General features: G+C 68.5%; 28 protein-coding genes. 21 read left to right on the top strand and 7 right to left on the bottom strand.

Annotated features, from left to right (window positions below; all coding sequences use genetic code 11):
• Positions 1 to 32 precede the first annotated feature (32 nt).
• The 6 genes from ACREEF_RS05500 (at position 33) to ACREEF_RS05475 (ending at position 3886) form a co-directional block, all read left to right on the top strand.
• Positions 33 to 755 carry an energy transducer TonB gene (locus ACREEF_RS05500; RefSeq protein ID WP_431564603.1) on the top strand — a complete coding sequence of 241 codons (723 nt, stop codon included), beginning with the start codon at positions 33 to 35 and terminating at the stop codon, positions 753 to 755.
• 137 nt (positions 756 to 892) lie between these two features.
• Positions 893 to 1261, top strand: a complete 369-nt coding sequence (gene rpsM / locus ACREEF_RS05495; protein WP_105563653.1) for a 30S ribosomal protein S13 — start codon at positions 893 to 895, stop codon at positions 1259 to 1261.
• A gap of 14 nt (positions 1262 to 1275) precedes the next feature.
• The gene (rpsK, locus tag ACREEF_RS05490; protein WP_431564602.1) at positions 1276 to 1665 is read left to right on the top strand and encodes a 30S ribosomal protein S11; all 390 of its coding nucleotides are present in this window, start codon (positions 1276 to 1278) and stop codon (positions 1663 to 1665) included.
• Positions 1666 to 1749: 84 nt separating this feature from the next.
• A complete protein-coding gene (locus tag ACREEF_RS05485) occupies positions 1750 to 2769 on the top strand; it encodes a DNA-directed RNA polymerase subunit alpha (protein WP_431564601.1) in 1020 nt (339 codons plus the stop codon).
• Positions 2770 to 2886: 117 nt separating this feature from the next.
• Positions 2887 to 3306: a 50S ribosomal protein L17 gene (rplQ, locus tag ACREEF_RS05480; protein WP_184272481.1), complete on the top strand. Its 420-nt coding sequence runs from the start codon at positions 2887 to 2889 to the stop codon at positions 3304 to 3306.
• Between the two features lie 109 nt (positions 3307 to 3415).
• Entirely contained in the window at positions 3416 to 3886 is a 471-nt protein-coding gene (locus tag ACREEF_RS05475; protein WP_431564600.1) for a GNAT family N-acetyltransferase, read from the top strand.
• Positions 3887 to 3889: 3 nt separating this feature from the next.
• On the opposite strand, the gene ACREEF_RS05470 is transcribed toward ACREEF_RS05475, so the two are convergent.
• Together ACREEF_RS05470 and ACREEF_RS05465 are read right to left on the bottom strand one after the other, a co-directional pair.
• Positions 3890 to 4753: an ABC transporter permease subunit gene (locus tag ACREEF_RS05470; protein ID WP_431564599.1), complete on the bottom strand. Its 864-nt coding sequence runs from the start codon at positions 4751 to 4753 to the stop codon at positions 3890 to 3892.
• Entirely contained in the window at positions 4743 to 5666 is a 924-nt protein-coding gene (locus ACREEF_RS05465; RefSeq protein WP_431564598.1) for an ABC transporter ATP-binding protein, read from the bottom strand. The genes ACREEF_RS05470 and ACREEF_RS05465 overlap by 11 nt, the downstream gene beginning before the upstream one ends.
• Positions 5667 to 5766: 100 nt before the next feature.
• On the opposite strand from ACREEF_RS05465, the gene ACREEF_RS05460 reads away from it, so the two are divergent.
• The 3 genes from ACREEF_RS05460 (at position 5767) to bla (ending at position 9480) form a co-directional block, all read left to right on the top strand.
• Positions 5767 to 6990, top strand: a complete 1224-nt coding sequence (locus tag ACREEF_RS05460) for an ectonucleotide pyrophosphatase/phosphodiesterase (RefSeq protein ID WP_431564597.1) — start codon at positions 5767 to 5769, stop codon at positions 6988 to 6990.
• 131 nt (positions 6991 to 7121) lie between these two features.
• Positions 7122 to 8510, top strand: a complete 1389-nt coding sequence (locus ACREEF_RS05455) for a trypsin-like peptidase domain-containing protein (RefSeq protein ID WP_431564596.1) — start codon at positions 7122 to 7124, stop codon at positions 8508 to 8510.
• A gap of 73 nt (positions 8511 to 8583) precedes the next feature.
• Positions 8584 to 9480, top strand: a complete 897-nt coding sequence (bla, locus tag ACREEF_RS05450) for a subclass B3 metallo-beta-lactamase (protein WP_431564595.1) — start codon at positions 8584 to 8586, stop codon at positions 9478 to 9480.
• Here the strand turns inward: bla and ACREEF_RS05445 are convergent.
• Both ACREEF_RS05445 and ACREEF_RS05440 read right to left on the bottom strand, forming a co-directional pair.
• Positions 9477 to 9890, bottom strand: a complete 414-nt coding sequence (locus tag ACREEF_RS05445; RefSeq protein WP_431564594.1) for a VOC family protein — start codon at positions 9888 to 9890, stop codon at positions 9477 to 9479. The two genes, bla and ACREEF_RS05445, sit on opposite strands and share 4 nt — an antisense overlap.
• Positions 9891 to 9894: 4 nt before the next feature.
• Entirely contained in the window at positions 9895 to 10314 is a 420-nt protein-coding gene (locus ACREEF_RS05440) for a VOC family protein (RefSeq protein ID WP_431564593.1), read from the bottom strand.
• An 85-nt stretch (positions 10315 to 10399) separates the two neighbouring features.
• Here ACREEF_RS05440 and ACREEF_RS05435 point away from each other — a divergent pair, with 85 nt between their 5' ends.
• From ACREEF_RS05435 to ACREEF_RS05395, 9 genes are all read left to right on the top strand, one after another.
• Positions 10400 to 11713 carry a replication-associated recombination protein A gene (locus ACREEF_RS05435; protein ID WP_431564592.1) on the top strand — a complete coding sequence of 438 codons (1314 nt, stop codon included), beginning with the start codon at positions 10400 to 10402 and terminating at the stop codon, positions 11711 to 11713.
• 73 nt (positions 11714 to 11786) lie between these two features.
• A complete protein-coding gene (locus tag ACREEF_RS05430; RefSeq protein WP_431564591.1) occupies positions 11787 to 12176 on the top strand; it encodes a VOC family protein in 390 nt (129 codons plus the stop codon).
• Positions 12177 to 12246: 70 nt separating this feature from the next.
• Positions 12247 to 12699, top strand: a complete 453-nt coding sequence (locus ACREEF_RS05425) for a hypothetical protein (RefSeq protein WP_431564590.1) — start codon at positions 12247 to 12249, stop codon at positions 12697 to 12699.
• A gap of 11 nt (positions 12700 to 12710) precedes the next feature.
• Positions 12711 to 13439: an RluA family pseudouridine synthase gene (locus tag ACREEF_RS05420; protein WP_431564589.1), complete on the top strand. Its 729-nt coding sequence runs from the start codon at positions 12711 to 12713 to the stop codon at positions 13437 to 13439.
• A 75-nt stretch (positions 13440 to 13514) separates the two neighbouring features.
• Positions 13515 to 14009, top strand: a complete 495-nt coding sequence (locus ACREEF_RS05415) for a CC0125/CC1285 family lipoprotein (protein ID WP_431564588.1) — start codon at positions 13515 to 13517, stop codon at positions 14007 to 14009.
• Positions 14010 to 14057: 48 nt separating this feature from the next.
• Positions 14058 to 14456 (top strand): fluoride efflux transporter CrcB, encoded by a 399-nt coding sequence (crcB, locus tag ACREEF_RS05410; RefSeq protein ID WP_431564587.1) that lies wholly within the window; start codon positions 14058 to 14060, stop codon positions 14454 to 14456.
• Positions 14453 to 15448, top strand: coding sequence for an RluA family pseudouridine synthase (locus ACREEF_RS05405; protein ID WP_431564586.1), 996 nt, complete (start codon positions 14453 to 14455; stop codon positions 15446 to 15448). Before crcB ends, ACREEF_RS05405 begins: the two co-directional genes overlap by 4 nt.
• On the top strand, positions 15445 to 16122 hold the full coding sequence (locus ACREEF_RS05400) for an HAD-IA family hydrolase (RefSeq protein ID WP_431564585.1): 678 nt from the start codon (positions 15445 to 15447) through the stop codon (positions 16120 to 16122). Before ACREEF_RS05405 ends, ACREEF_RS05400 begins: the two co-directional genes overlap by 4 nt.
• Positions 16123 to 16131: 9 nt before the next feature.
• Positions 16132 to 16896: an ATP12 family chaperone protein gene (locus ACREEF_RS05395; RefSeq protein ID WP_431564584.1), complete on the top strand. Its 765-nt coding sequence runs from the start codon at positions 16132 to 16134 to the stop codon at positions 16894 to 16896.
• A 3-nt stretch (positions 16897 to 16899) separates the two neighbouring features.
• Here the strand turns inward: ACREEF_RS05395 and ACREEF_RS05390 are convergent, their stop codons facing one another.
• Together ACREEF_RS05390 and ACREEF_RS05385 are read right to left on the bottom strand one after the other, a co-directional pair.
• Positions 16900 to 17667 carry a pseudouridine synthase gene (locus ACREEF_RS05390; protein ID WP_431564583.1) on the bottom strand — a complete coding sequence of 256 codons (768 nt, stop codon included), beginning with the start codon at positions 17665 to 17667 and terminating at the stop codon, positions 16900 to 16902.
• A 53-nt stretch (positions 17668 to 17720) separates the two neighbouring features.
• On the bottom strand, positions 17721 to 18347 hold the full coding sequence (locus ACREEF_RS05385) for a DUF938 domain-containing protein (protein ID WP_431564582.1): 627 nt from the start codon (positions 18345 to 18347) through the stop codon (positions 17721 to 17723).
• A gap of 214 nt (positions 18348 to 18561) precedes the next feature.
• Here ACREEF_RS05385 and ACREEF_RS05380 point away from each other — a divergent pair, with 214 nt between their 5' ends.
• Together ACREEF_RS05380 and ACREEF_RS05375 are read left to right on the top strand one after the other, a co-directional pair.
• On the top strand, positions 18562 to 20412 hold the full coding sequence (locus ACREEF_RS05380; protein ID WP_431564581.1) for a phosphoenolpyruvate carboxykinase (GTP): 1851 nt from the start codon (positions 18562 to 18564) through the stop codon (positions 20410 to 20412).
• 48 nt (positions 20413 to 20460) lie between these two features.
• Positions 20461 to 21471 (top strand): NAD(P)/FAD-dependent oxidoreductase, encoded by a 1011-nt coding sequence (locus ACREEF_RS05375; RefSeq protein WP_431564580.1) that lies wholly within the window; start codon positions 20461 to 20463, stop codon positions 21469 to 21471.
• 15 nt (positions 21472 to 21486) lie between these two features.
• Here the strand turns inward: ACREEF_RS05375 and ACREEF_RS05370 are convergent, their stop codons facing one another.
• Complete coding sequence (locus tag ACREEF_RS05370) at positions 21487 to 22221, bottom strand: TonB family protein (RefSeq protein ID WP_431564579.1); 735 nt, start codon at positions 22219 to 22221, stop codon at positions 21487 to 21489.
• A gap of 129 nt (positions 22222 to 22350) precedes the next feature.
• Here ACREEF_RS05370 and ACREEF_RS05365 point away from each other — a divergent pair, with 129 nt between their 5' ends.
• Positions 22351 to 23154, top strand: coding sequence for a transglycosylase SLT domain-containing protein (locus tag ACREEF_RS05365; protein ID WP_431564578.1), 804 nt, complete (start codon positions 22351 to 22353; stop codon positions 23152 to 23154).
• The last annotated feature ends 45 nt before the right edge of the window (positions 23155 to 23199 follow it).

The raw sequence follows: 23199 nt of genomic DNA, 5'->3' as shown, positions 1-23199 counted from the left end.
AGCGTCTGGGTATCCGCTTCAACGGGGCGCACATGAGCAGAAGATCGTCGCCCCGAAACGTCAGGCTCGTCACGGCGGGCGTGGCGGTCGGCGTCGGGGCGCTGCATCTGGCGCTGTTCGGTCTTCTGGGGCGGATGCAGGTCCCCACTCAATTCACGCCGCCGTCGCGGCCGGTCGAGGTTGTCCTCGTCCGGCCGTCGCCAATTCCGCTCCCCCCGGTTCCGCCGCCGCCCAGGCCAGCGCCGTCGGAGGGCGGCGGGGCGCCGGCGGCGCCCTCGCGGCTTCACCTGCCGCCCAGGAAGACCGAACGTCCGCCAGAGGTGACGGCTCCGCCCAAGCCCGCGCCTGAGCAGGCGCTGGTCGTCGGGGTCGCGCCGGTCGCCGGTCCGGTTCCGGGGGCGGGGCAGGGCGGCGAGGGGACCGGAACCGGCGGAGGCGTCGGATCCGGCGCGGGACCGGGGGTAGGGGACGGGCCGCCGCGCTTCCTGCAAGGGCCGACGCCCGACCAGCGCAGGCGTCTGCATCCGCCAGAAGCCTTCCGTCAGCGGCTGGACGGGCGGGCGGTGATCGCCTGCCGGATTCGGCTCGACACCCGTCTGGAGGATTGCCGGGTTGTGGAAGAAGCGCCGCCGGGGCGGGGATTCGGACAGGCGGCCCTTGCGGCCTCGGCCTATTTCCGCTTTCGTCCTCCCACGCGCGACGGTCGCCCTGTTGAAGGACGCGAGATCACTGTGGGTGTGGAGTTCATGCCGTGACGGGATGCAGTCGATGTGCGCCCGTTGACGCAAATAGAATCCCCTGTATAAGGGCCGCTTCCGCGAAGGGCGCACACGCTCCTGGTCTGTTGACCGGAGCGGTTTCCGCGTCTGTTTAAGCGTATCTGGAGATTCTCGTGGCCCGTATCGCTGGCGTCAACATTCCGACCAACAAGCGCGTCGAAATCGCGCTTCAGTACATCCATGGCATCGGCGCTCACGCCGCCAAGGAAATCACCGCGAAAGTCGGCATCGAGCCCGCTCGCCGCGTCAACTCGCTGACCGACGCTGAAATCCTGCAGATCCGTGAAACGATCGACAAGGATCACACGGTCGAGGGCGACCTGCGCCGTGAGACGTCGATGAACATCAAGCGTCTGATGGACCTGGCCTGCTACCGCGGTCTGCGTCACCGCAAGGGCCTGCCGGTCCGCGGTCAGCGCACGCACACCAACGCCCGTACCCGCAAGGGTCCGGCCAAGCCGATCGCCGGCAAGAAGAAGTAAGAGAGGGCTGATCGATGGCCAAGGAACAGGGTCGCGTAAAGAAGCGCGAGCGCAAGAACATCACGTCGGGCGTCGCCCACGTGAACGCCTCTTTCAACAACACCATGATCACGATCACGGACGCCCAGGGGAACGCGATCTCCTGGTCTTCGGCCGGTCACATGGGCTTCAAGGGTTCGCGTAAGTCGACCCCTTACGCCGCCCAGATGGCTGCGGAAGACGCCGGCAAGAAGGCTCAAGAGCACGGCGTGAAGACGCTGGAAGTCAACGTCTCGGGTCCGGGTTCCGGCCGTGAGTCGGCGCTTCGCGCCCTGCAAGCCGTCGGCCTGACGATCACGACCATTCGCGACGTCACCCCGATGCCGCACAATGGTTGCCGTCCGCCCAAGCGCCGCCGCGTCTAAGCGACCGACTACCCCTTTTCCCGCCGGTTCCGGCTGCCCTGAACGTGAGGGCGCGGAGCCGGCGAAACCCGTTCGAGGGACTCTATGATCGAAAGAAACTGGCAAGAGCTGATCCGTCCCGAGAAGCCGCAAGTCGAAGGCGGCTCCGACCCGCTGCGCAAGGCGCGTCTGGTCGCTGAGCCTCTCGAGCGCGGTTTCGGTGTGACGCTTGGCAACGCGCTTCGTCGCGTTCTGCTGTCCTCGCTGCAAGGCGCGGCTGTCACGGCCATCCAGATCGACGGCGTGGTCCACGAGTTCTCGTCGCTGGAAGGCGTTCGCGAGGACGTGGTCGACATCGTCCTGAACATCAAGCAACTGGCGCTGCGTATGCACGCCGAAGGCCCCAAGCGCATGACCCTGCGCGCCACGGGCCCCGGCGTCGTTACGGCCAGCCAGATTGAAGCTCCGGCTGACATCGAGGTTCTGAACCCCGACCACGTCATCTGCACGCTGGACGACGGCGCCTCGGTTCGCATGGAACTGACCGTCCAGAACGGCAAGGGCTACGTCGCCGCCGAACTGAACCGTCCGGAAGATGCGCCGATCGGCCTGATCGCCGTCGACGCCCTGTACTCGCCGGTCAAGCGCGTCGCCTATCGCGTCGAGCCGACCCGCCAGGGCCAGTCGATGGATTACGACAAGCTGATCCTGGAAGTTGAAACCAACGGCGCCGTCTCGCCGGTTGACGCGGTGGCCTATGCCGCCCGCATCCTGCAAGACCAGCTGCAGATATTCATCACCTTCGACGAGCCGACCAAGGCGGTCGAAGCGGCGGACGGCAAGCCCGACCTGCCCTTCAACCCGGCCCTGCTCAAGAAGGTCGACGAACTGGAGCTGTCGGTCCGTTCGGCCAACTGCCTGAAGAACGACAACATCGTCTACATCGGCGACCTGATCCAGAAGACCGAGGGCGAAATGCTTCGCACCCCGAACTTCGGCCGCAAGTCGCTGAACGAGATCAAGGAAGTTCTCGCGACGATGGGCCTGTCGCTCGGCATGGACGTGCCGAACTGGCCGCCCGAAAACATCGAAGATCTGGCCAAGAAGTTCGACGACCAGATCTGATCATCAACCCTCCGCCCAGCGCCCTTCGGGGCGCGGATGGGGCGGTTAGAATGAAAAGGCCCCAGGTCCCGCCCCTTAGTTAGGGCCGGAAACCAGGGTTGAGTAGGAGAGACCCCGATGCGCCACGGCGCCGCTTACCGCAAGCTCGGCCGTACGGTCAGCCACCGCCAAGCCATGTTCGCCAACATGGCCGCCTCGCTGATCAAGCACGAGCAGATCACGACCACCCTGCCGAAGGCGAAGGAACTGCGTCCCTTCGTTGAGAAGCTGGTGACGCTCGCCAAGAAGGGCGACCTGCACGCTCGTCGTCAGGCCATCAGCGCCGTCCGCGACGTGCCGCAAGTCGGCAAGCTGTTCGAAACGATCGGCCCGCGCTACGCCGAACGTTCGGGTGGTTACATCCGCATCATGAAGGCTGGCTTCCGTCACGGCGACAACGCCGCGATGGCCGTGATCGAGTTCGTCGACCGCGACACCGCCGCCAAGGGCCTGGACTCGGGTCCGGTCTATGCGATCGAAGGCGACGACGAAGCTTAATCGCTTCATAGGCTTGAGACATTGAAGGGGCGGTTGGAGCGATCCAGCCGCCCCTTTCGTTTGTCCGACTGGGCTTGTTGGGGCGAGGCGAGCGGGCGATAGAGCGGCCATGACTACGCCTGAAGATCGCATCGTCGCCTATACGCCCGCCCATAGGGATGCCTGGAAGCGGTTGAACACCGATTGGCTCGTGGCGGGCGGCTTCACGCTGGAGGCCAAGGACCACCTGACGCTGGACGATCCCGAGGGGCAGATCCTGGCCAAGGGCGGGCGCATCTTCTTCGCCGAGCGCGACGGGACGCCGGTGGGCTGCTGCGGCCTGATCGCCATGGGGGACGGCGGCTATGAGGTCACCAAGATGACGGTGCGGCCCGAGGCGCGGGGCGGCGGACTGGCGCTGCGGCTCCTGGAGGCCTGCGAAGCGGCGGCGCGGGACGCGGGCGCACACCGCCTCTATCTGGAGACCAGCTCGACGCTGGCGCCCGCGCTGGGCCTTTACGCCCGCTTTGGCTTCGTGATCCTGTCGCCGCAGCCGACGCCCTATGCGCGCTGCGACGTCTGGATGGAGAAGCGGCTGTAACCGCTACTCCTTCGACAGGTCCTGACGGCTGAACCAGGCGATGGCGGCGGCCAGGGGGACGAGGCTCCACAGGGCCAGGCTGGCGATGGCCTTGAAGGCAACGCCGTCGGGCAGGGCGGCGGCTTCCATCCCCCCCGTGATCAGGGCCTTGAGCGCGTCGAACGCCGCTCCGGGCAGGAGCAGTTGCGTCAACCAGTCGCCCGGCGCCAGCCCCAGCATGGGCGCGAACGGGCCGCCGAGGAAGAACTGGCCGACGCCGACCACCAGGGGGATGAAGAGGGCCGCCAGCAGCGACCGGGTCACGGTGGCGGCCAGCAGGCTGATCATCAGGAACTGCACCACCCTCACGAAGGACAGCAGGAAGAGCAGGGCGAACTGGCCCGCCTCGGTCGCGCCGAAGGTGAAGGTCAAGGGCCGGGCGAAGATCCCCGCCTTGATCACCTCGGAAAGCGTGCCGGTCAGCAGGAAGACCAGCATGGCGGCCAGGGTCAGCAGCTTCAGCACGCCGACCTTGCCCAGCAGCAGGTTGGGCCGGCTGTTGCGGGCGCTGATCAGGCGCCAGGTCTCCCAGCGATAGTCGCCGGCATAAAGGGTGGCGGCGCCGATCAGCAGAAAGGCGAGGATGGCCGGATTGGCCAGGTCGCCGGCGTTGCCGGCGATGGCCTGTCCCAGGTCCAGCGGGCCGCCCAGCGACAGTTCGGGCGGCAACTGGCCGCCGTTGATCTGGGCCGCCTTCGACTTGACCAGCAAGAAGCCGAGGGTCGACAGGGCCAGGCTGATGACCGGCACGAAGAAGACGCTCCAGAAGACCGCGGTGCGGTTCTGAAACAGGCGATAGGATTCGGAGCGGATGGCGTCAGCCAGCATGGAGGGCCTCCCGGACCTGAGCATCGGTGCGTGCGGGGCCGGTCTCGGCCATGAAGACGCTTTCCAGATCGGCGCCGACCCAGCGGGCCTCGTCGACGTCCACGCCCTGTTCGATCAGGGCGCGCAGCAGGGCGGGGCCCTCGGCGCGGGGGATGGCGGCGAGGACGGCGTCGCCGTCCAGCGAACCCTTGTCGCCCAGAACGCTCATGATCCGGGCCAGCGGCGTGGCCGACAGACGCAGGCGCTCACCGGACGCGGTCAGGTCGCTGACCTTGCCCTCGGCGGCCAGGGTGCCGCGATTGAAGATGGCCACGCGGTCGCAGACGCGCTGGACCTCGAGCAGCTGGTGGCTGGCCAGGATGATGGTCACGCCGTCGTCGTCGGCCAGGCTGCGGATCAGGGCGCGCATTTCCTGGATGCCGGGCGGGTCCATGCCGCTGGTCGGTTCATCCAGGATGACGAGATCCGGTTTGGTCATCAGGGCGGCGGCGACGCCGAGGCGCTGCAACATCCCGACCGAGAAGCCGCGCACCTTGCGATTGGCGGCCTCGGTCAGGCCGACCCGGTCCAGCCAGGCCTCGATGGCGGCGTCTTTCCCCATGCCGTGCGCCAGGGCCAGCCATTCCAGCACCTGACGCGCGGTCATGTAGGGCGGGAAGCGAGGCGTCTCGATCATGGAGCCGATACGGCGCATGACGGCGGGATCGCCCGCGTGCTGGCCCAGGACCCGGACCTCGCCCGCCGTCGGACGAATCAGGCCCAGCAGGATGCGGAACAGGGTGGACTTGCCGGCGCCGTTCGGCCCCAGCACGCCGTAGACCCCGCCGCGCGGGATGGAGAGGCTGAGCCCGTCCAGGGCGCGCACGGCGCCATAGGTCTTGGTCAGGCCGGTCGTTTCGATAACAGCGGTCATACGGCGGAGCTTGGCCCGGTGGGGATAAGCCGACAAGCCGTCTTCTGCCTGTCGTAGATTAAGCTTAGGCAATCTTCCCGAAGCCGCTTCGGAGTTCCCCATGTTTTCTCGTGTCGCGGGCCTGTGTCTGGCCCTGCTGCTGGCGGCCTGCGCCACCACGCCGGTTCAGAGCCCGGAGCCGCCAGCCGAGCGGCCGCTGGTCATGCTGGTCTCCATCGACGGCTTCCGCGCCGACTATCTGGACCGGGGGATCACGCCGAACCTGTCACGTCTGGCGGGCGAGGGCGCGACGGGGCCGATGCGGCCGTCCTTCCCCAGCGTGACCTTCCCCAACCACTATACGCTGGTGACGGGCCTGCACCCCGATCACCACGGCATCGTCGGCAACAACATGGTCGACGCCGAACTGGGCCGGTTCTCGCTGGGTAACAAGCAGGCCGTGACCGACCGCCGCTGGTGGGATCAGGGTGAGCCGATCTGGGTCTCGGCCGAGAAGGCGGGCGTGAAGACCGCGACCATGTTCTGGCCGGGGTCGGAGGCCGATATTCGCGGCGTGCGGCCCTCCTACTGGACGACCTTTGACCAAGCCATGCCCGGCGATGCGCGCGTGGACCGCGTGCTGCAATGGATGGACCTGCCGTCGGATCAGCGGCCGCAGCTGACCACCCTCTATTTCGACATCGTCGACACCCAGGGCCACCACAACGGCCCCGACGCGCCGGAAACCGCCGAGGCGATCCGCTCGGTCGACGCCTCCATCGGCCGTCTGGTCGAGGGGCTGAAGGCGCGCGGCCTGTATGAGCGCACGGTGCTGGTCGTCGTGTCCGACCACGGCATGGCCGCGACCTCGCCCGAGCGGGTGACGTGGATCGACGACCTGATCGATCCCGCCGCGATTCAGATCGTCTATTCCGGCGCGGTGACCTTCCTGAACCCGGTTCCGGGTCGCGAGGCCGAGGTCGAGGCGGGGCTGCTGGGTTCGCGTCCGCATCTGGACTGCTGGAGGAAGAGCGAGATCCCGGCCCGGTTCGTGCTGGGCTCCAACCCGCGCGTTTCGGCCATCGTCTGCGCCTCGGAGACGGGCTGGACCTTCACGACGCGGGCGCGGCCGGTGACCAAGCCGGGCGGGGCGCACGGCTATGACAACGCCTCGCCGGACATGGCGGCGATCTTCATCGCCCACGGTCCGGGCGTGGTCCAGGGTCGGCGGTTGCATGATCTGGACAGCGTGGACGTCCAGCCCTTCCTCGCCCGTCTGCTGGGCGTGGACGCGCCGCGTGGCGACGGTCGCCCGGAAGACACCCTGCCGGTGACGACGCGCTGAGGCTGGAACGGGCGGCGGTCACGCTCGTTTGATCGTGGGGCGTCGCAGGCTTGGCCATTGGCCTTGATCCTGTCCCAAAGCCATTGCGCAATGGCCTGAAAACTCAGCCTTCCGAACAAGACCGGGACGAGATGAAGACTTCCAGACAGGCTATTGCCGCCGCCCTGATGCTGTCCGCCTGCGGTCAGCCGCAACCGTCCAAGGCGCAGGAGGGGGTCTTCGCCGAGCAGCCGCGTCAGGCGCCGCGCGACGCCGCCTCCGTAAAGGCCAGCTTCGCCCCCGTGGTGCGCGAGGCCGCGCCCGCTGTGGTCAATATCTCGGCGCGCGGGGTGCAGCAGGTCCGCGATCCCTTCTTCGAGATGTTCGGCGGCGGGCCGCAGTCGCGCGTGACCGGCTCGATCGGTTCGGGCGTCATCGTGCGCGGCGACGGGATCGTGGTGACCAACAACCATGTCATCGAGAACATGCAGGAGATCCGCGTCACCCTGAACGACCGGCGTGAGTACGCGGCCAAGGTGCTGCTGGCGGACTCGCGCTCGGACATTGCGGTGCTGCAACTGGAGGGCGTCGAGGGGACGCTGCCGGCCCTGCGCATCGACGATCAGGAGGAACAGCAGGTCGGCGATCTGGTCCTGGCCATCGGCAACCCGTTCGGCGTCGGTCAGACCGTGACCAACGGCATCATCTCGGCGGTGAACCGCACCGAGACCGGGATCAGCGATTCCGGCTCCTTTATCCAGACCGACGCGGCCATCAACCCCGGCAACTCAGGCGGGGCCCTGGTCGACATGGACGGCGACCTGATCGGCATCAACACGGCCATCTTCTCGCGCACCGGCTCCTCGACCGGCGTGGGCTTTGCGGTGCCGGCGACCATGGTGAAGCGGGTGGTGGATTCCGCCGTCGGCGGGGCCAAGGCCGTGGTTCGCCCGTGGCTGGGCGTGAAGGGCGACACCGTCAGCGCCGACATCGCCCGCAGCCTGGGCCTGTCGCGCCCTCAGGGCCTGATCATCACCGAGGTCTACCCGCAAGGGCCGGGCGCGCGTGCGGGTCTGGAGGAAGGTGACGTCATCACCGCCATCGACGGCGCCGAGATCAACGATCAGGGCGGTCTGAATTTCCGCGTCGGCACGCGCGCGCCCAATGACACGGTGGCCGTGACCATCCTGCGCGACGGTAAGACCCAGACGGTCAACGCCCGCGTCTCGGCCCTGCCGGGCGTGGCCGATCCCGGTCAGGGCACGACCGTGGGGCAGGGCGCGCTGGCCGGCCTGCAGGGCGTGGCGCTGAACCCGGCTCTGGCCGACAGGCTGGGCGGCGATCCCTTCACCAGCGGCGTGGTGGTGACAGGCCTGCAACGCAACAGCATCCCGGCCCGCATCGGCCTGCGTCCCAACGACCTGATCGTTCAGGTGGACGGCCGCCCGGCGACCTCGGTCGCGGCTCTGGCGAGGGCGCAGCGCGGCTCGGAGCTGACCATCGTACGCGGCGGGCGCAAGCTGACGGGGCGGTTGCCGTAATCGACCGAAAGGAATGGCGCTGGGGATAGCTTTGAGGCCCGGCTTCACCATGGCTTGTTGAGAGGGAGCGCGCGTGCAGAGTGGCGGGATGATCTTCCTGCCCTTCGCCGCCGCTCTCGCCCTGATGTCTGCAACCGGGGGCGCTGTCCATGACGACCCCCTGACGCAGCCCATCCCGGGCAACGCGGACTGGGTGAAGCCGCAGACGCCGCTGAAGCTCTACGGTAAGACCTATTTCGTCGGCACTGGCGGCCTCAGCCTGGTGCTGATCGACACCGGCGGCGGCCTGATCCTGATCGACGGCACCTTGCCTCAGACCGTGGCGGCGACGGAGGCGAACATTCGCCAACTGGGGTTTCGGGTCGAGGACATCCGCTACATCCTGAACACCGAGGCGCACTATGATCATTCGGGCGGTCTGGCGGCCCTGGCGCGCGATAGCGGCGCGGAGGTGATCACCAGTCCCATCGGCGCCGCCGCGCTGCGCACGGGGCGGGTCGACGCTCATGATCCGCAGGCCGCGGACATCCCTGAACATCCGTCGGTCCCCAACGCTCGCGGCATCGGTGATGGAGAGGCGGTGCGCCTGGGCGATACGGCGGTGACGGCGGTCTTCACGCCGGGCCACACGCCTGGCAGCGTCAGCTGGACCTGGAAATCTTGCGAAGGCGAGACCTGCGTGGACGTGGTGTTCGCCTCCAGTCTCAATGCGGTGGCGAACGGGTCCTTCACCTATACGGGGCACCCCGACGTGACGGCGACGCTGCGCGCCTCGATCGACCGGGTGGAGGCGCTGCCCTGCGACCTGCTGATCTCGGCCCATCCCGACAACTCGGGCGGCGACGTCAAGATCGCGGCCTTGCAGGCCGGGGCGACGCCCAACCCCTTCCTCGATCCGTCAGCCTGTCGCGCCTATGCCGAACGGGCGAAGGGGCGGCTCCAGGCGCGGCTGGAACGCGAGGCGTCCTAGGCGCCCCGGGCTGGCCCGATGATCGACCAGACGTGGCCGTAGGGATCGCGCAGCTTGCCGTGACGACCGTAGAACTCGTCGGCGGGCGGTCTCAGGGCGATGGCCCCGGCCTCAATGGCGCGGTCGAACCAGCGGTCCACGTCATCGACCGACAGGTTCACCGAACTGGTGGTGCCGCCCAGGGTCTCGGGCGAGGCCGTGCCGGTGATCTCGGCCATTTCGGGAAACTCGTCCGACAGCATCAGCGAGCCGCCGTTCAGGCTGAGGGTGGCGTGACCCAGGCGGCCGTCGTCCATGTCGTAGCGCTCGACCACCTCGGCGTCGAAGGCGCGGCTATACCAGTCCAGCGCCTCCGGCCCGCGCTTGACCATCAGATAGGGGCTGAGCGGGGGATAGGCGGGGTCGGACATGATCTTATCCCTTCTTGCGGCCGCCGATGGACCAGGTGTGGCCGAAGGGGTCGCGGACCTGGCCATAGCGGTCGCCCCAGAACTGATCCTCCAGCGGCATGACCGGGATGGCGCCCGCCACCAGGGCGCGGTTCCACCATTCGTCGGGATCATCGACCTGAAGATGCAGGGTCACGCCCCTGGGCGTGATGTCGGCCTCGCCGGTCCATTCGGGGAACTCGTCGGCCAGCATCAGGCTGGCGCCGTTGATCTTGAGGTGGGCGTGCATCAGCCGTTCGCCGTCCTCGGCGGGCATGCGCATGATCTCCTCGGCGCCGAAGGCCCGGCCATAGAATTCGATGGCCGCCGCACCGCCGCGCGACGGAATGGTCAGATGGGGCGTGACGCCGCCGGTCGGGCCCTGGTTCGGCTGGGATGCGGACATGGTTCCTCCGTTCGGGCCGCTGGAAGTGCGTGTATTCGCCTGAACGAACGCCTATCTAGGCTGTTCCCCAAACCTTGTCTGTCTCATGAGTGATCTGTTCGAAGCCTCCGGCATCCACGCCCCCGACGCCCCGCTGGCCGACCGTCTGCGCCCGCAGACGCTGGATCAGGTCGTGGGTCAGGACCATCTGCTGGGCGAGGGCGGGCCGATCCGTCGCATGATCGAGGCCGGGCGTCTGGGCTCCATGATCCTGTGGGGACCGCCCGGCACCGGCAAGACCACCATCGCCCGTCTACTGGCCAAGGCGGCAGGCTATGAATATCAATCGATTAGCGCGGTCTTCTCAGGCGTCGCCGACCTGAAGAAGGCGTTCGAGGCCGCCCGGATGCGCCGCGCCGCGGGCCAGCAGACCCTGCTGTTCGTGGACGAGATCCACCGCTTCAACCGCGCCCAACAGGACGGCTTCCTGCCCTTCGTCGAGGAGGGGATCGTCACCCTGGTCGGGGCCACGACCGAGAATCCCAGCTTCGAGCTGAACGGCGCCCTGCTGTCGCGGAGCCAGGTCTATGTGCTGAAGCGTCTGGACGATGCGGCCCTGGATCAGCTGCTGGACCGGGCGGCGGTTTTGATGGAGCGGCCCCTGCCGCTGACGCCCGAAGCGCGCCACGCCATGCTGGCCCTGGCCGACGGCGACGGCCGTTATCTACTGACCATGTCCGAGGTCCTGTTCGACCTGCCGGAAGGCGAACCGCTGGACGTTCAGGCCCTGGCGGGTGTGCTGCAGAAGCGCGCGCCTGCTTACGACAAGAGTCGAGAAGAACACTATAACCTCATATCCGCCCTGCATAAATCGGTGCGCGGGTCAGACCCGGACGCGGCGCTTTACTGGCTGGCGCGGATGCTGAATGGGGGCGAGGACCCGCTCTATCTGGCGCGGCGGATCGTGCGGATGGCGGTCGAGGACATCGGCCAGGCCGACCCCCTGTCCCTCCTGGTCGCCAACGCCGCCAAGGACACCTATGACTTCCTCGGCAGTCCCGAAGGCGAACTGGCCCTGGCTCAAGCCGTGGTCCACCTGGCCACGGCGCCCAAGTCGGTCGGGGTCTATGAGGCCTTCAAGGCGGCCAAGAAGGCGGCGCACGAAACCGGCTCCCTGATGCCGCCCGCCCATATCCGCAACGCCCCGACCAAGCTGATGAAGCAACTCGGCTACGGCAAGGGCTATCAATACGACCCCGACACGCCCGAGGGCTTCTCCGGCGCCGACTTCTTCCCCGACGAGATGGAGCGCCGCACCTTCTACAAGCCCAAGGGCGAGGGCCACGAAGAGAAGGTCAAGGCGCGGCTGGAACGCTGGGCGGCGATGCGGGCGCGGGCGCGGGCGCAGGGCGAAGGCTGAGGCGCGGGCGGCGTTGAAGCGAGGCCGTGGGGTTCCCAAGTCCTGCGCTCCTCAGTTGTGAAGCCGTAACGCCATGAATCTCAATCAGGTCACAGTCGAAACGACGGACATTCCGCGCGCCAAGGCCTTCTACCAGCGGCTGGGGCTGACGATGATCGTGTCGAGCGATCACTATGCTCGTTTCCTCTGTCCCGGCGACGGATCAGGCGCGCCCGCGACCTTTTCGGTCCACCTGACCGATCAGGTGACGCCCGGCGGCGCCGGCGTCTATTTCGAGTGCGCTGATCTGGATAAGCGGGTGGCCGCGCTGAGGGCGGCGGGCGTGGCGTTCGATCATGATCCGGTCGATCAGACCTGGCTGTGGCGCGAAGCCTGGCTGCGCGATCCTGACGGCAACCGTCTGTGCTTCTACTGGGCCGGCGAGAACCGGATGAACCCGCCGTGGCGCGTTGCGGGTTCCTGATCACTGTTCATTGTTAAGCATGGCGGTTCGGGCTTAGCCTCCTGCTGATCGGCAACCTGGGGAGGGAACAATGACCGATATTCTGAGAACGCAGCGCACGCCGTGGCACCTGTGGCTGGTCGGCGTGCTGTCTTTGCTGTGGAGCGGCTTCGGCGGCTACGACTTCATTCAGACCACGACGCGCGGCGAAGTCTATATGCGCGAATCCGGCTTCGGCGACGACATGATCGCCTATTTCAACGCCATGCCCGCCTGGATGTACCTGCCGTGGACGCTGGGCGTTTGGGGCGCGGTGATCGGCTCGTTGCTGTTGCTGGCGCGCAGTCGCTGGGCGGTTCACGCCTTCGCCCTGTCGCTGCTGGGGGCGGTGGTCAGCCTGATCTATTCCAAATTCATCAACCCGCCGCCGGCTCTGCCGCCGGAGCTGGCGATGATGGAATGGATGCCCTACGTCATCGCCCTGATCGCGGCCTTCCTGCTCTGGTACGCCTGGACCATGGCGAAGAAGGGCGTCCTCCGCTAAAGGCTCGGCGGGTGAAAACCCGCCAGCCCGCTTCCCTGACCGAAGAAGACATCGCCGCCGTCCGTTCGTGGGTCATCCACGAGGACGCGCACATCATCGCCTTCAACAAGCCCTCGGGCCTGTCGAGCCAGGGCGGCCGCATCCAGGCCCATACCCTGGATGACCTGCTGTGGGCCTTCGCCCGCTCGAACGGCAAGCGGCCCGAACTGGTGCATCGGCTGGACCGCGACACCTCGGGCGTCATCCTGGCGGCCAAGACCAAGCCCGCCGCTGGGTTTTTGGGCAAGGCCATGCAGATGCGCCGGTTCCAGAAGACCTATCTGGCCCTGGTGTCCGCCGCCCCCGAGCCTAAGTCGGGCCGCATCACCGCCGCCCTGCGTCGCGAGGAGATCGGGCGCGAATCCTACATGCGGGTGGTCGAGTTCGACGCGCCGGGCGCGCAAGGCGCCGTCAGCGGCTATCGCACCCTGGCCGCGAGCGAGGACGGCGCTCTGGTCGAGCTGTCGCCCGAGACGGGGCGGATGCACCAGCTGCGGGTCCACATGGCCTCGATCGGTCGGCCTCTGGTCGGGGACGTGCGCTATGGCGGGGCGCTGACGTTTGCCGGTCGCGGTGCGCCGAGGCTGATGCTGCACGCGGCCAAGCTGTCCTTCCCGCACCCCGAGGGCGGCGAGCGGATGACGCTGGAGGCGGCCCCGCCCGAGGACTTCGCCGCGCTGCAGGCGGCGGCGGGGCTCTAGGCGGTTCAGTCTCTGTTCAGCTTCACGGCGGAACATCCCGACGGGCCCGGCGCTATTCGGGCAGGGAGAAACGGCATGAAACGTCTGACCTTCAGCCTGATCGCGGTTTCGGCTCTGGCGCTGACCGCCTGCGCCAGCCTGGCCTCCTATGGTCCGCAGCAGGGCGCGCGGGGGCAGGGGTTCAGCGAGCAACGTATTGAATCCAATCGATTCCGCGTCACCTACAACGGCGTCGGCGCGCCTGGTCCCGTGGTCGATCGCGCCCTGTTCCGCGCGGCGCAACTGACCGTCGATCAGGGCTATGACTGGTTCGAGGTGACGCAGCGCTGGATCGACGGTCGTCCCGACAGCGCCGGCGGCGTGCGCCCCAGCGTCTCGATCGGCGCGGGCTCTAGCCGTTACGGCGGCTATCGTTCGTCCGGCGTCGGCGTCGGTCTGGGCTTCGACCTCAGCGGGCCGCAGCCGACCTCGACCACGCTGGAGATCGTCATGGGCCGCGGCGCCAAGCCGGATAGTCCCGACGCCTATGACGCGCGCCGGGTGCAGGACGCGATCCGCAACCGGCTGTAAGGGCCGCCGACCGCTGTCATTCGCGGCGTGTCGGTGTAGAAGCCCGGCATGACGCAATTTCTTCTCGTCGCCGCCGGCGGCGCCCTGGGGGCCGTCGCCCGCTATGGGCTGGGCCTGACCGTGGGGCGGCTGGCCCCCGGCGCGGGCTGGCCGTGGGCGACGTTCGCCGCCAATATTTCGGGCGGTCTGCTGATGGGGCTGCTGGCCGGATGGCTGGCGCTGAAGGCGGGCGCGGGGCAGGAGAGCCTCCGTCTTTTCGCCGCCGTCGGCGTGCTGGGCGGCTTCACCACCTTCTCGGCCTTTTCGCTGGAAGCGGCCCTGATGATCGAACGCCGTGAAATAGTCTCGGCTTTCCTCTATGCGGTGGGTTCGGTGGTTCTTTCCATCGCCGCCCTGTTCGTCGGCCTGATGATCGCGCGCAAACTGTTTACCGGAGTGGGCGCATGAGCCGCGAAGTCCAGACCCTTTATGTCGCCGAAGACGAGCACGACATCCGCCTGGATCGGTGGTTCAAGCGCCGCTGGCCGCACCTGACCCATATCCAGGTCGAGAAGATGGCCCGCAGCGGCCAGATCCGCGTCGATGGATCGCGCGTCAAGCCGCAGGACCGCCTGACCGCCGGGGCCGCCGTGCGCGTGCCGCCCCTGCCCGAGGCCAACCCGCGCAAGCCCGGCGACGCCCATGAGCTGACCGAGCGCGACATCGCCTACGCCAAGTCGCTGGTCCTCTACGAAGATCACATGGTCATCGCCCTGAACAAGCCGCACGGCCTGGCCGTGCAGGGCGGCACCAAGACGACCAAGCACGTCGACCGTCTGCTGTCGGCCTGGGGCGAGGGGATGGACCGGCCGCGTCTGGTCCACCGCCTGGACCGCGACACCTCGGGCGTGCTGCTGCTGGGCAAGGGGCCCGAGGCGGCCAAGCGTCTGGCCGGGGCCTTCGCGCGGCGTCAGGCCAAGAAGACCTATTGGGCCATCGTCATCGGCAACCCCAAGCCTTCGGCGGGCCAGATCGACATGGCGCTGAAGAAGACCGGCATCAACGACTTCGAGATGATGCGCCCGGCCGATCCCAAGGACCCCAAGGGGGAGCCCGCCGAGACCGCCTTCGCCACCATCAGTCGCGCCGCCCATCGGGCGTCGTGGATGGCGCTGCGCCCCTTCACCGGCCGGACGCACCAACTGCGCGCCCACATGGCCGCCATCGGTCACCCCATCCTGGGCGATCCCAAGTACGGCGAGGACAAGTCGCGTGAACTGTCCGGCGTGCTGAAGCTGCAGTTGCACGCCCGCCGCATCGAGCTGGACCATCCCGGCGGCGGCAAGTTGATCGTCGAGGCCCCGCTGAGTCCCGAGATGAAGGCCGGTTTCGCCCACTTCGGCTTCTCGGAGGACGAGTGCGACACGGATCCGTTCGAAGGGGTCAAGCGCCAGCGATGAGCCGCCCGCTCGCCGTTTTCGACATCGACGGGACCCTGGTCGACAGCCGGGCCTCGATCCATCGCGCTTCGTGCGAGGCGGCGCGGGCCCTGGGCCTGCCCGAGCCCTCCTATGACCGGGTGCGTCAGATCGTCGGTCTGACGCTGGACAAGGCGCTGCATGTGCTGGAGCCCAGCCTGACGCTGGCCGAGCTGGCGGACTTCGTCGCGGCCTTTCAGGCCAGCTTCCGCGCCATGTACGATGCGGGGCACGAGGAGCCTCTTTACCCCGGCGTCATGGACACCCTGCGTCGGCTGAAGCGCGAGGGCTGGCGGCTGTCGCTGGCGACGGGCCAGAACCGGCGCGGCGTGGCCCGCAATCTGGCGCGGCCGGAATGGAGCGAGCTGTTCCTGTCCAGCCACTGCGCCGCCGACGGTCCGGGCAAGCCCGACCCGGCCATGCTGTTCGCCGCCATGACCGCCTGCGGGGCCGACGCGGCCTCGACCGTCATGATCGGCGACACCAGTCACGACATCCTGATGGCGCTGAACGCGGGCGTGCATCCGCTGGGCGTCGGCTGGGGTTTCCACACCCATGAGGAACAGGTGGCGGCGGGCGCCCGCCACGTCGCCGTCGACTGTCCTGATCTGGAGGCGGCGCTGGATCGCTTCGCCTCGACCGCTCTTGCCGCTTGAGACGACCCTATGTCCCACATTCCCCCGCTTGATCCCAACGTCGCCGCCCGCAAGGGCTTTCGCGAGTCCGAGGAGCGCATCAAACGCTTCTGGAAGGTCGCTGACGTCTCCGCGGACGCGAACGGCTGGACGGTGCGGCTGGACGGGCGCACGCCCAAGACGCCGGCGGGGAACACCCTGACCCTGCCCACCGAGGCCGCCGCGCAGCTGGTCGCTGACGAATGGGCGGCGCAGGGCGAGTTCGTGGAGCCCGGAACCATGCCCGCCACCCGTCTAGCCTCGACGGCCATCGACCGGGTCAGCCAGACGCGCGAGCCGGTGGCCGCCGAGATCGCCGCCTATGCCGGGTCGGACGTCATCTGCTACCTGGCCGAACATCCGACGGCCCTGATCGAGCGTCAGCAGGCGGAATGGGGACCATGGCGCGACTGGGCGGCCAAGGAGCTGGGCGTGGCCCTGCACACCGCCGAGGGCATCGTGCACCGGCCTCAGGCGCCCGAGGCGCTGGAACGGGTCAAGGCCTTGGCGCTGGAGATGGACGACCACAGCCTGACCGGCCTGGCGACGGCGGTGCCTCTGCTGGGGTCGGCGGTGCTGGGTCTGGCGGTGCAGCGCGGGGCCCTGTCGGGCGAGGCGGCGCTGGACCTGTCGCGTCTGGACGAAGCCTTCACCGAGGAACGCTGGGGCGTGGACGAGGAAGCCGCCGCCCGCGTCGCCGCGCACCGCGCCGAGGCGACCCTGTTGCAGCGGTGGTTCGAGGCGCTGCGGGGCTGATCCTCAGCCCGTCGCGCCGCTGATCAACGCTTCGCGTTCCTCAGGGGTGATCATCCGCCACTTGCCCTCGGGTAGGTTGTTCAGATGGATCGGGCCGACGCGGATGCGGAGCAGGTCGATCACCTCCAGGTCCACCATCTCGCACATGCGGCGGATCTGACGGTTGCGGCCCTCGGTCAGGATGAAGCGCAGCCGGTTCTGCTCCATGCGCGACACCTTGGCGTATTTCAGCACTCGTCCGTCCAGCATCAGGCCGCGGCGCAGCAGGGCCAGCTTCTTCTCGGTGACGTCGCCGGCCACGCGGACCAGGTATTCCTTGTCCAGGTTCGACTGCGGCCCGATCACGGCCTTGGCCACCACGCCGTCCGACGACAGCATCAGAAGGCCGCGCGAGTCCTCGTCCAGACGGCCGATGGGGGGCAGGGAGGCGCCCTCGGCGGGCGGCACGCCCTCGCCGACGAGGTTCTCGGCGGTCAGCAGGCGCACGGCGGGGATCTTGTCCGGCTCGGGCTGGCCCGAGACATAGCCCAGCGGCTTGTGGATCAGGATGGTGACGCCCGAGGCCAGGGCGGCTTCGCCCCGGTCGTTCAGGGTCAGGGTCTGGCCCGGCTCGATCTTGCGGCCGGCGTCGGTGACGCTCTCGCCGTCGATGGTGACCATGCCAGCGGCGATCAGGGCCTCGGCCTCGCGGCGCGAGCAGACGCCGGTCTGGCCCAGCCACTTGTTGATGCGGACCGGCTCGGGGCCGTCGTAGGTGCGGGTGAAAGCCATGCGGCTCTGTAGAGGGCCGGGGGGCGCAGGGGCAAGCCTCGGGGCGGAGAGGGTCAGGCCCGGCGGAACAACAGGCTGATGTTGTTGGCGGGCATTTCCGTCCGCAAGGTCAGCGTCAGGCCGTGCGATCGGGCCAGGGCGACGACCTCGTCGCGGTCGCGCAGACCCCAGGCCGGATCGCGGGCCTTCAGATTGATGTCGAACGCCTCGTTCGACGGGGCCAGCGGAACATCGGCCTCGCGATAGGCGCCGTAGAGATAGAGCAGGCCGCCGGGGCGGGGCAGGGCGCGCTCGGCCAGCTTCATCAGCCCTTCGGTCGCCGCCCAGGGGCTGATGTGGATCATGTTGATGCAGAGGACGGCGTCGAACGGACCATCGGGCCAGCTCGCTTCGTCCATGCAGTCCAGCGCCAGCGGGGGCTGAAGGTTTGCGGCGCCCGCCTGAGCGGCCCAGGCGGCGATGCTGCCGCGAGCATCGGGGCTGGGGTCGCTGGGCGTCCATTCTAGGCCGGTCAGGGCGCTGGAAAAGGTCACGGCGTGCTGGCCGGAACCGGCCGCGATTTCGAGCACCCGCCCGTTTTTAGGCAGATGGGCGCGCAGCAGGCTGAGGATCGGTTCGGCGTTGCGAACCGAGGCCGGCGAGGCCAAAGCGCCGTCTGGCAGGGCGGTGAGGGTGTCCATGGTTCGCATCTGAGCGTGATATCGCCGCTCGGTGTCCGTCGCGACCGGAAAACTTGCTGCAATGCAGCAATTCTATTCCGGCCAAGGTGAATTCCGGCAACGGTTGACCTTGCGTCGTCTCCGGTGGCATTGCGCCTGAAACAGGACGTGATCGGCGTCCGACTCGTCACGGCGGCGTCAGATCGTCGGGCGGCACGGTTCAGGAGACCATGTTGTGACTGCAGACGTATCGATTCCGGGACTCTATCCGGCCCCTACGGCCCACAAGGGTCTGGTCGCCTGGGTTGAGCAGATCGCGGCTTTGACCAAGCCGGACCGGGTTCACTGGTGCGACGGTTCGGAAGCGGAAAAGTCGGCCATCATCGCCGACCTGATCGGCAAGGGCACGCTGAAGGCGCTGGATCAGAGCAAGCGTCCCGGCTGCTACTACGCCGCCTCGGACCCCAAGGACGTGGCCCGCGTCGAGAGCCGCACCTTCATCTGCTCGGAAGACGAGGCCGACGCCGGCCCGACCAACAACTGGTCCGATCCGGTCGAGATGCGTGATCGCCTCGAGGGCCTGTTCGACGGCTGCATGAAGGGCCGCACCATGTATGTGGTGCCCTTCTGCATGGGCCCGCTGGGCTCCAAGATCTCCGCCCTGGGCGTCGAGATCACCGACAGCGGCTATGTCGCCGTGTCGATGGGCGTCATGACCCGCATGGGCAAGGGCGCGCTGGACATGCTGGGCGCCGACGGCGTCTTCGTCCCCGCCGTCCACACCCTGGGCGCGCCGCTGGCTGAAGGTCAGGCCGACGTGCCGTGGCCCTGCAACGACGACAAGTGGATCGTCCACTTCCCCGAGACCCGCGAAATCTGGTCCTACGGCTCGGGCTATGGCGGCAACGCCCTGCTGGGCAAGAAGTGCTACGCCCTGCGCATCGCCTCGATCATGGCCCGCGACGAGGGATGGCTGGCCGAGCACATGCTGATCCTCAAGCTGACCAGCCCCGAGGGCGTGTCCAAATACGTGGCCGCCGCCTTCCCGAGCGCCTGCGGCAAGACCAACCTGGCCATGCTGCAACCGGCGCTGGCGGGCTGGAAGGCCGAGACGGTCGGCGACGACATCGCCTGGATGCGCTTCGGCGACGACGGTCGTCTGTATGCTGTGAACCCGGAAGCGGGCTTCTTCGGCGTGGCGCCGGGCACCAGCCGCAACACCAACCACAACGCGCTCGAGACCCTGGCGAAGAATACCATCTTCACCAACGTCGCTCTGACCGCCGACGGCGACGTCTGGTGGGAAGGCCTGACCAAGGAAGCGCCGGAAGGCCTGACGAACTGGAAGGGCCAGCCGCACGATCCGGCCTCGGGCGAGCCTGCCGCTCACCCCAACGCGCGCTTCGCCGCCCCCGCCGGTCAGTGCCCGGCCATCGCCCCGGAATGGGAAGACCCCAAGGGCGTGCCGATCGACGCCATCCTGTTCGGCGGCCGCCGCGCTTCGGCCGTGCCGCTGGTGACGGAAGCCTTCGACTGGGAGCACGGCGTCTTCATGGGCTCGACCGTGGCCTCGGAAGGCACCGCCGCCGCCGAGAACAAGGTCGGCGAGCTGCGCCGCGATCCCTTCGCCATGCTGCCCTTCTGCGGCTACAACATGGGCGACTACTTCGGCCACTGGCTGAAGCTGGGCGAGAAGGCCGACGCCGCGAAGCTGCCGCGTCTCTTCTTCGTCAACTGGTTCCGCAAGAACGAGGACGGCAAGTTCGTCTGGCCGGGCTTTGGCGACAACGCCCGCGTGCTGAAGTGGATCGTCGAGCGTCTGGACGGCAAGGCTGAGGCCGTGGACACCCCGGTCGGCCGCCTGCCGACCAAGGCTTCGCTGGACCTGTCGGGCCTGAGCCTGTCGGACGCCGACCTGAAGATCCTGCTCGACGTCGACGCCGACGTCTGGACCGAGGAAGCGGCCCTGATCCCCGCCTTCTACGAGAAGTTCGGCGAGCGCCTGCCCAAGGTCCTGTGGGACCAGCACGCGGCCCTGACCAAGCGTCTGGAAGAGGCCCGCGCGGCCAAGCTCGCCGCCGAATAAGGCAGGCGCCGGGTTGAAATCGGGGCGCGGGAGGTCGAAGGACTGACCGTGCCCCTTTTCAATTCTCAAGACATCCTGGTCATCGGCGCGGGCGTTCTGGGCCTGTGCACGGCGGCGGAACTGGCCCGGCGCGGCCATGCGGTAACGGTGGTCGATCCTGGCGGCCTCAACGCTTCAGCCGTGGCGGCGGGGATGATCGCCCCGGCGATGGAAAGCGCCGTCGACGACCTGAGCCCCGACCACGCGTCCCTGCTGCGCCGCGGCCGCGACGCCTGGGCCGATTTCGCCGAGGCGACTGGGGTCAGGCTGGACCGCGACCCGGCCGAATGGCGCGGCGGCGACGTCGAGGTTCTGGCGGTGCGGTTGGCGGCTCTGGGTTTTGAACACGCCTACGACCGCGAGGCCGGACGACTGACGACCCACGAGGACTGGAAGGTCGAACCAGCGCAGGCGCTGTCGGCGCTGGCGCAGGGCGTTCGGCTGCTGGAAGGCCGCGCGACGGCCCTGTCGCGGTCGGGCTTGCGCTGGCGCGTGGAGACGACGGCGGGCCCGGTCGAGGCTGATCAGGTCGTGCTGGCGACCGGGGCGGCCGCGCCGCTAGCGGGCCTGCCGGACGATGCGGCTCGCCTGCTGGCTCTGATCACGCCGATCCGGGGGCAGATCGGTCTGGTGGGTGAGCGGCTGGTCGAACACGTCGTGCGCGGGCCCGGCGCCTATGTCGCGCCGATGGGCGAGGGCTGTGTGATCGGGGCGACGATGGAGGCGGGCGAGCGGTCGCTGACGCCGGATCCCGAGCGCTGCGCGCAGATGTTGGCGGCGGCCTGGACCGTGCTGGACCAGACGCCGCGTCCGCTCAAAATCGAGTGGCGCGCCGGGGTGCGCGGCGCCACGCCCGATGGTTTGCCGATGGCGGGGGCGGTCGGGCAGGGGCTGCATCTGGCGCTGGGGCCGCGCCGCAACGGCTGGCTGCTGGGGCCGCTGGTCGCCAGCGTGGTCGCCGACGAAGTCGAGGGCCGGTCCTCGAAAGAACCGACCCTCGCCCCCCGTCGCTTCACCTGACCTTCGAGGGCAGTCCTACTCGGGCAGGGTGAAGCGAATGGCCATGCTGACGCGGGCGCCGTCGACGGCCTGACCGTCCACGGTGCGCGGGCTCAGGCGGAAGTAGCGCGTCAGGCCCAGCGCCGCCCGCCCGAAGCCCTGGTTGCCCGGCGTCTCGGACGACACCGAGCACCCGGTCAGGGTCCCGTCGATCTTGACCAGGCAGGACAGGTTGGCGACGCCGCTGACGCCGCGCGTCTCGGCCGCCGACGGATAGGCCCGCATCATTTGGTCTGCCGTCGGGCGCCTCACCCAGTCAGGGTTGGTGATGACCGGCGGCGTGCGCATTGGCTCGGCCGAGACGGTCGTGCCGGTCGAGGGCTCGCTGGCCGGGGCGGTCAGGTTGATCACCGTGCCGGGGTCCGTCGTGGTGACGGGCGCGACCGGGACCTCCAGCGGCGCCACGGGCGAAGCGATGACCGTTTCCGGGCGATGCAGCGGCGGCGTCGGCGCGGGCGGGGTCTTGGGCGCGACGGTCGGCTCCGGCGGCTTGGGCGACGGGAACAGTTCGACGACCGTGGTCGGCGTGTCCTTGACGGCCGGAATCTCCGCCAACTGGAACCGCTGATTATAGAGCCACACCCCGGCTCCGACGTGGACCAGGGCCGACACCCCGATCGCCGCCCACATCCAGCGCGGAATCGGTTTCTTGCGTTCCGAAAAGTCTATCGGGCTCACCAGTCCGGGGCCGCCCGCGGTTCTGATCATCATGGCCTTCAACGCCTCCTGTCGCAGGCCCTCCCCAGCGCCCACGGTCAAGATGTCGCGCTCAGGTTGCGGCGATATTGCGGCGCTTGCCGGTTAGGCTTTCGTTAACCTTGGTTAGCGACCGTTCACCCTATGAGCGTAGGAGCGATTCCATCATCCGGCGGGGTTGAGGCGGCCATCCGGCGTGCGTCCAGCACGACCGGCGTGGACTTCGATTTCCTGATGAAGACGGCCCGCCGCGAGAGCGCGATGAACCCGTCTGCGCGGGCCGGCACCTCGTCCGCCTCGGGCCTGTTCCAGTTCATCGAGCAGACCTGGCTGGCCACGGTGAAGCAGCACGGCGCCAAGCACGGCTATGGCCAGTACGCCGACCTGATCCATCGCGGCGACGACGGCCGCTGGCGGGTGCAGGGCTCGGCCCGCAACGTGGTGCTGGACCTGCGTTTCGATCCTCAGGCCGCCTCGACCATGGCGGCCGAACTGACCGCCTCCAACGCCGCCTATCTGCGCGGCCGCACGGGGCAGGAGCCGGGCGCGGGCGACCTCTACGCCGCCCACTTCCTCGGCCCGGCGGGCGCCGCCAAGCTGATGGAGGCGATGCAGTCGCGGCCGGGCGCCAGCGCGGCCTCCTTGTTCCCCGACGCGGCCTCGGCCAATCGCTCGATCTTCTACCGCAACGGCCGTCACGCCACGGTGGCCGAGGTGCACGCCAACCTGCAGCGCACGGCAGGCGAGGGCGCCCCGGCGGCTGGTGCGGGCTCGACCCTGAATGCGACCCCGGACCTGAGCGACAAGGACCGGATGCTGGCTGCGCGCCTAGATCGGCTGAAGCAGGATCAGAGCCTTCTGGCCCTGTTGTTGGGCCAGGACGGCCTGGGCGGCCAGGGCGGCGGCTTCGGCGGGGCCTTCGCGCCGCCGTCCGAGAGCGTGGGCTGAAGGAACGCGGTTTATCGGCGTTCCTAACGAGGCGTTAACTATGTA

The organism is Brevundimonas sp., assembly GCF_050729455.1.
Lineage (GTDB): Bacteria > Pseudomonadota > Alphaproteobacteria > Caulobacterales > Caulobacteraceae > Brevundimonas.
Note: the sequence above shows the minus strand (reverse complement) of the source record. Positions and strands in the feature narration are given on the sequence as shown.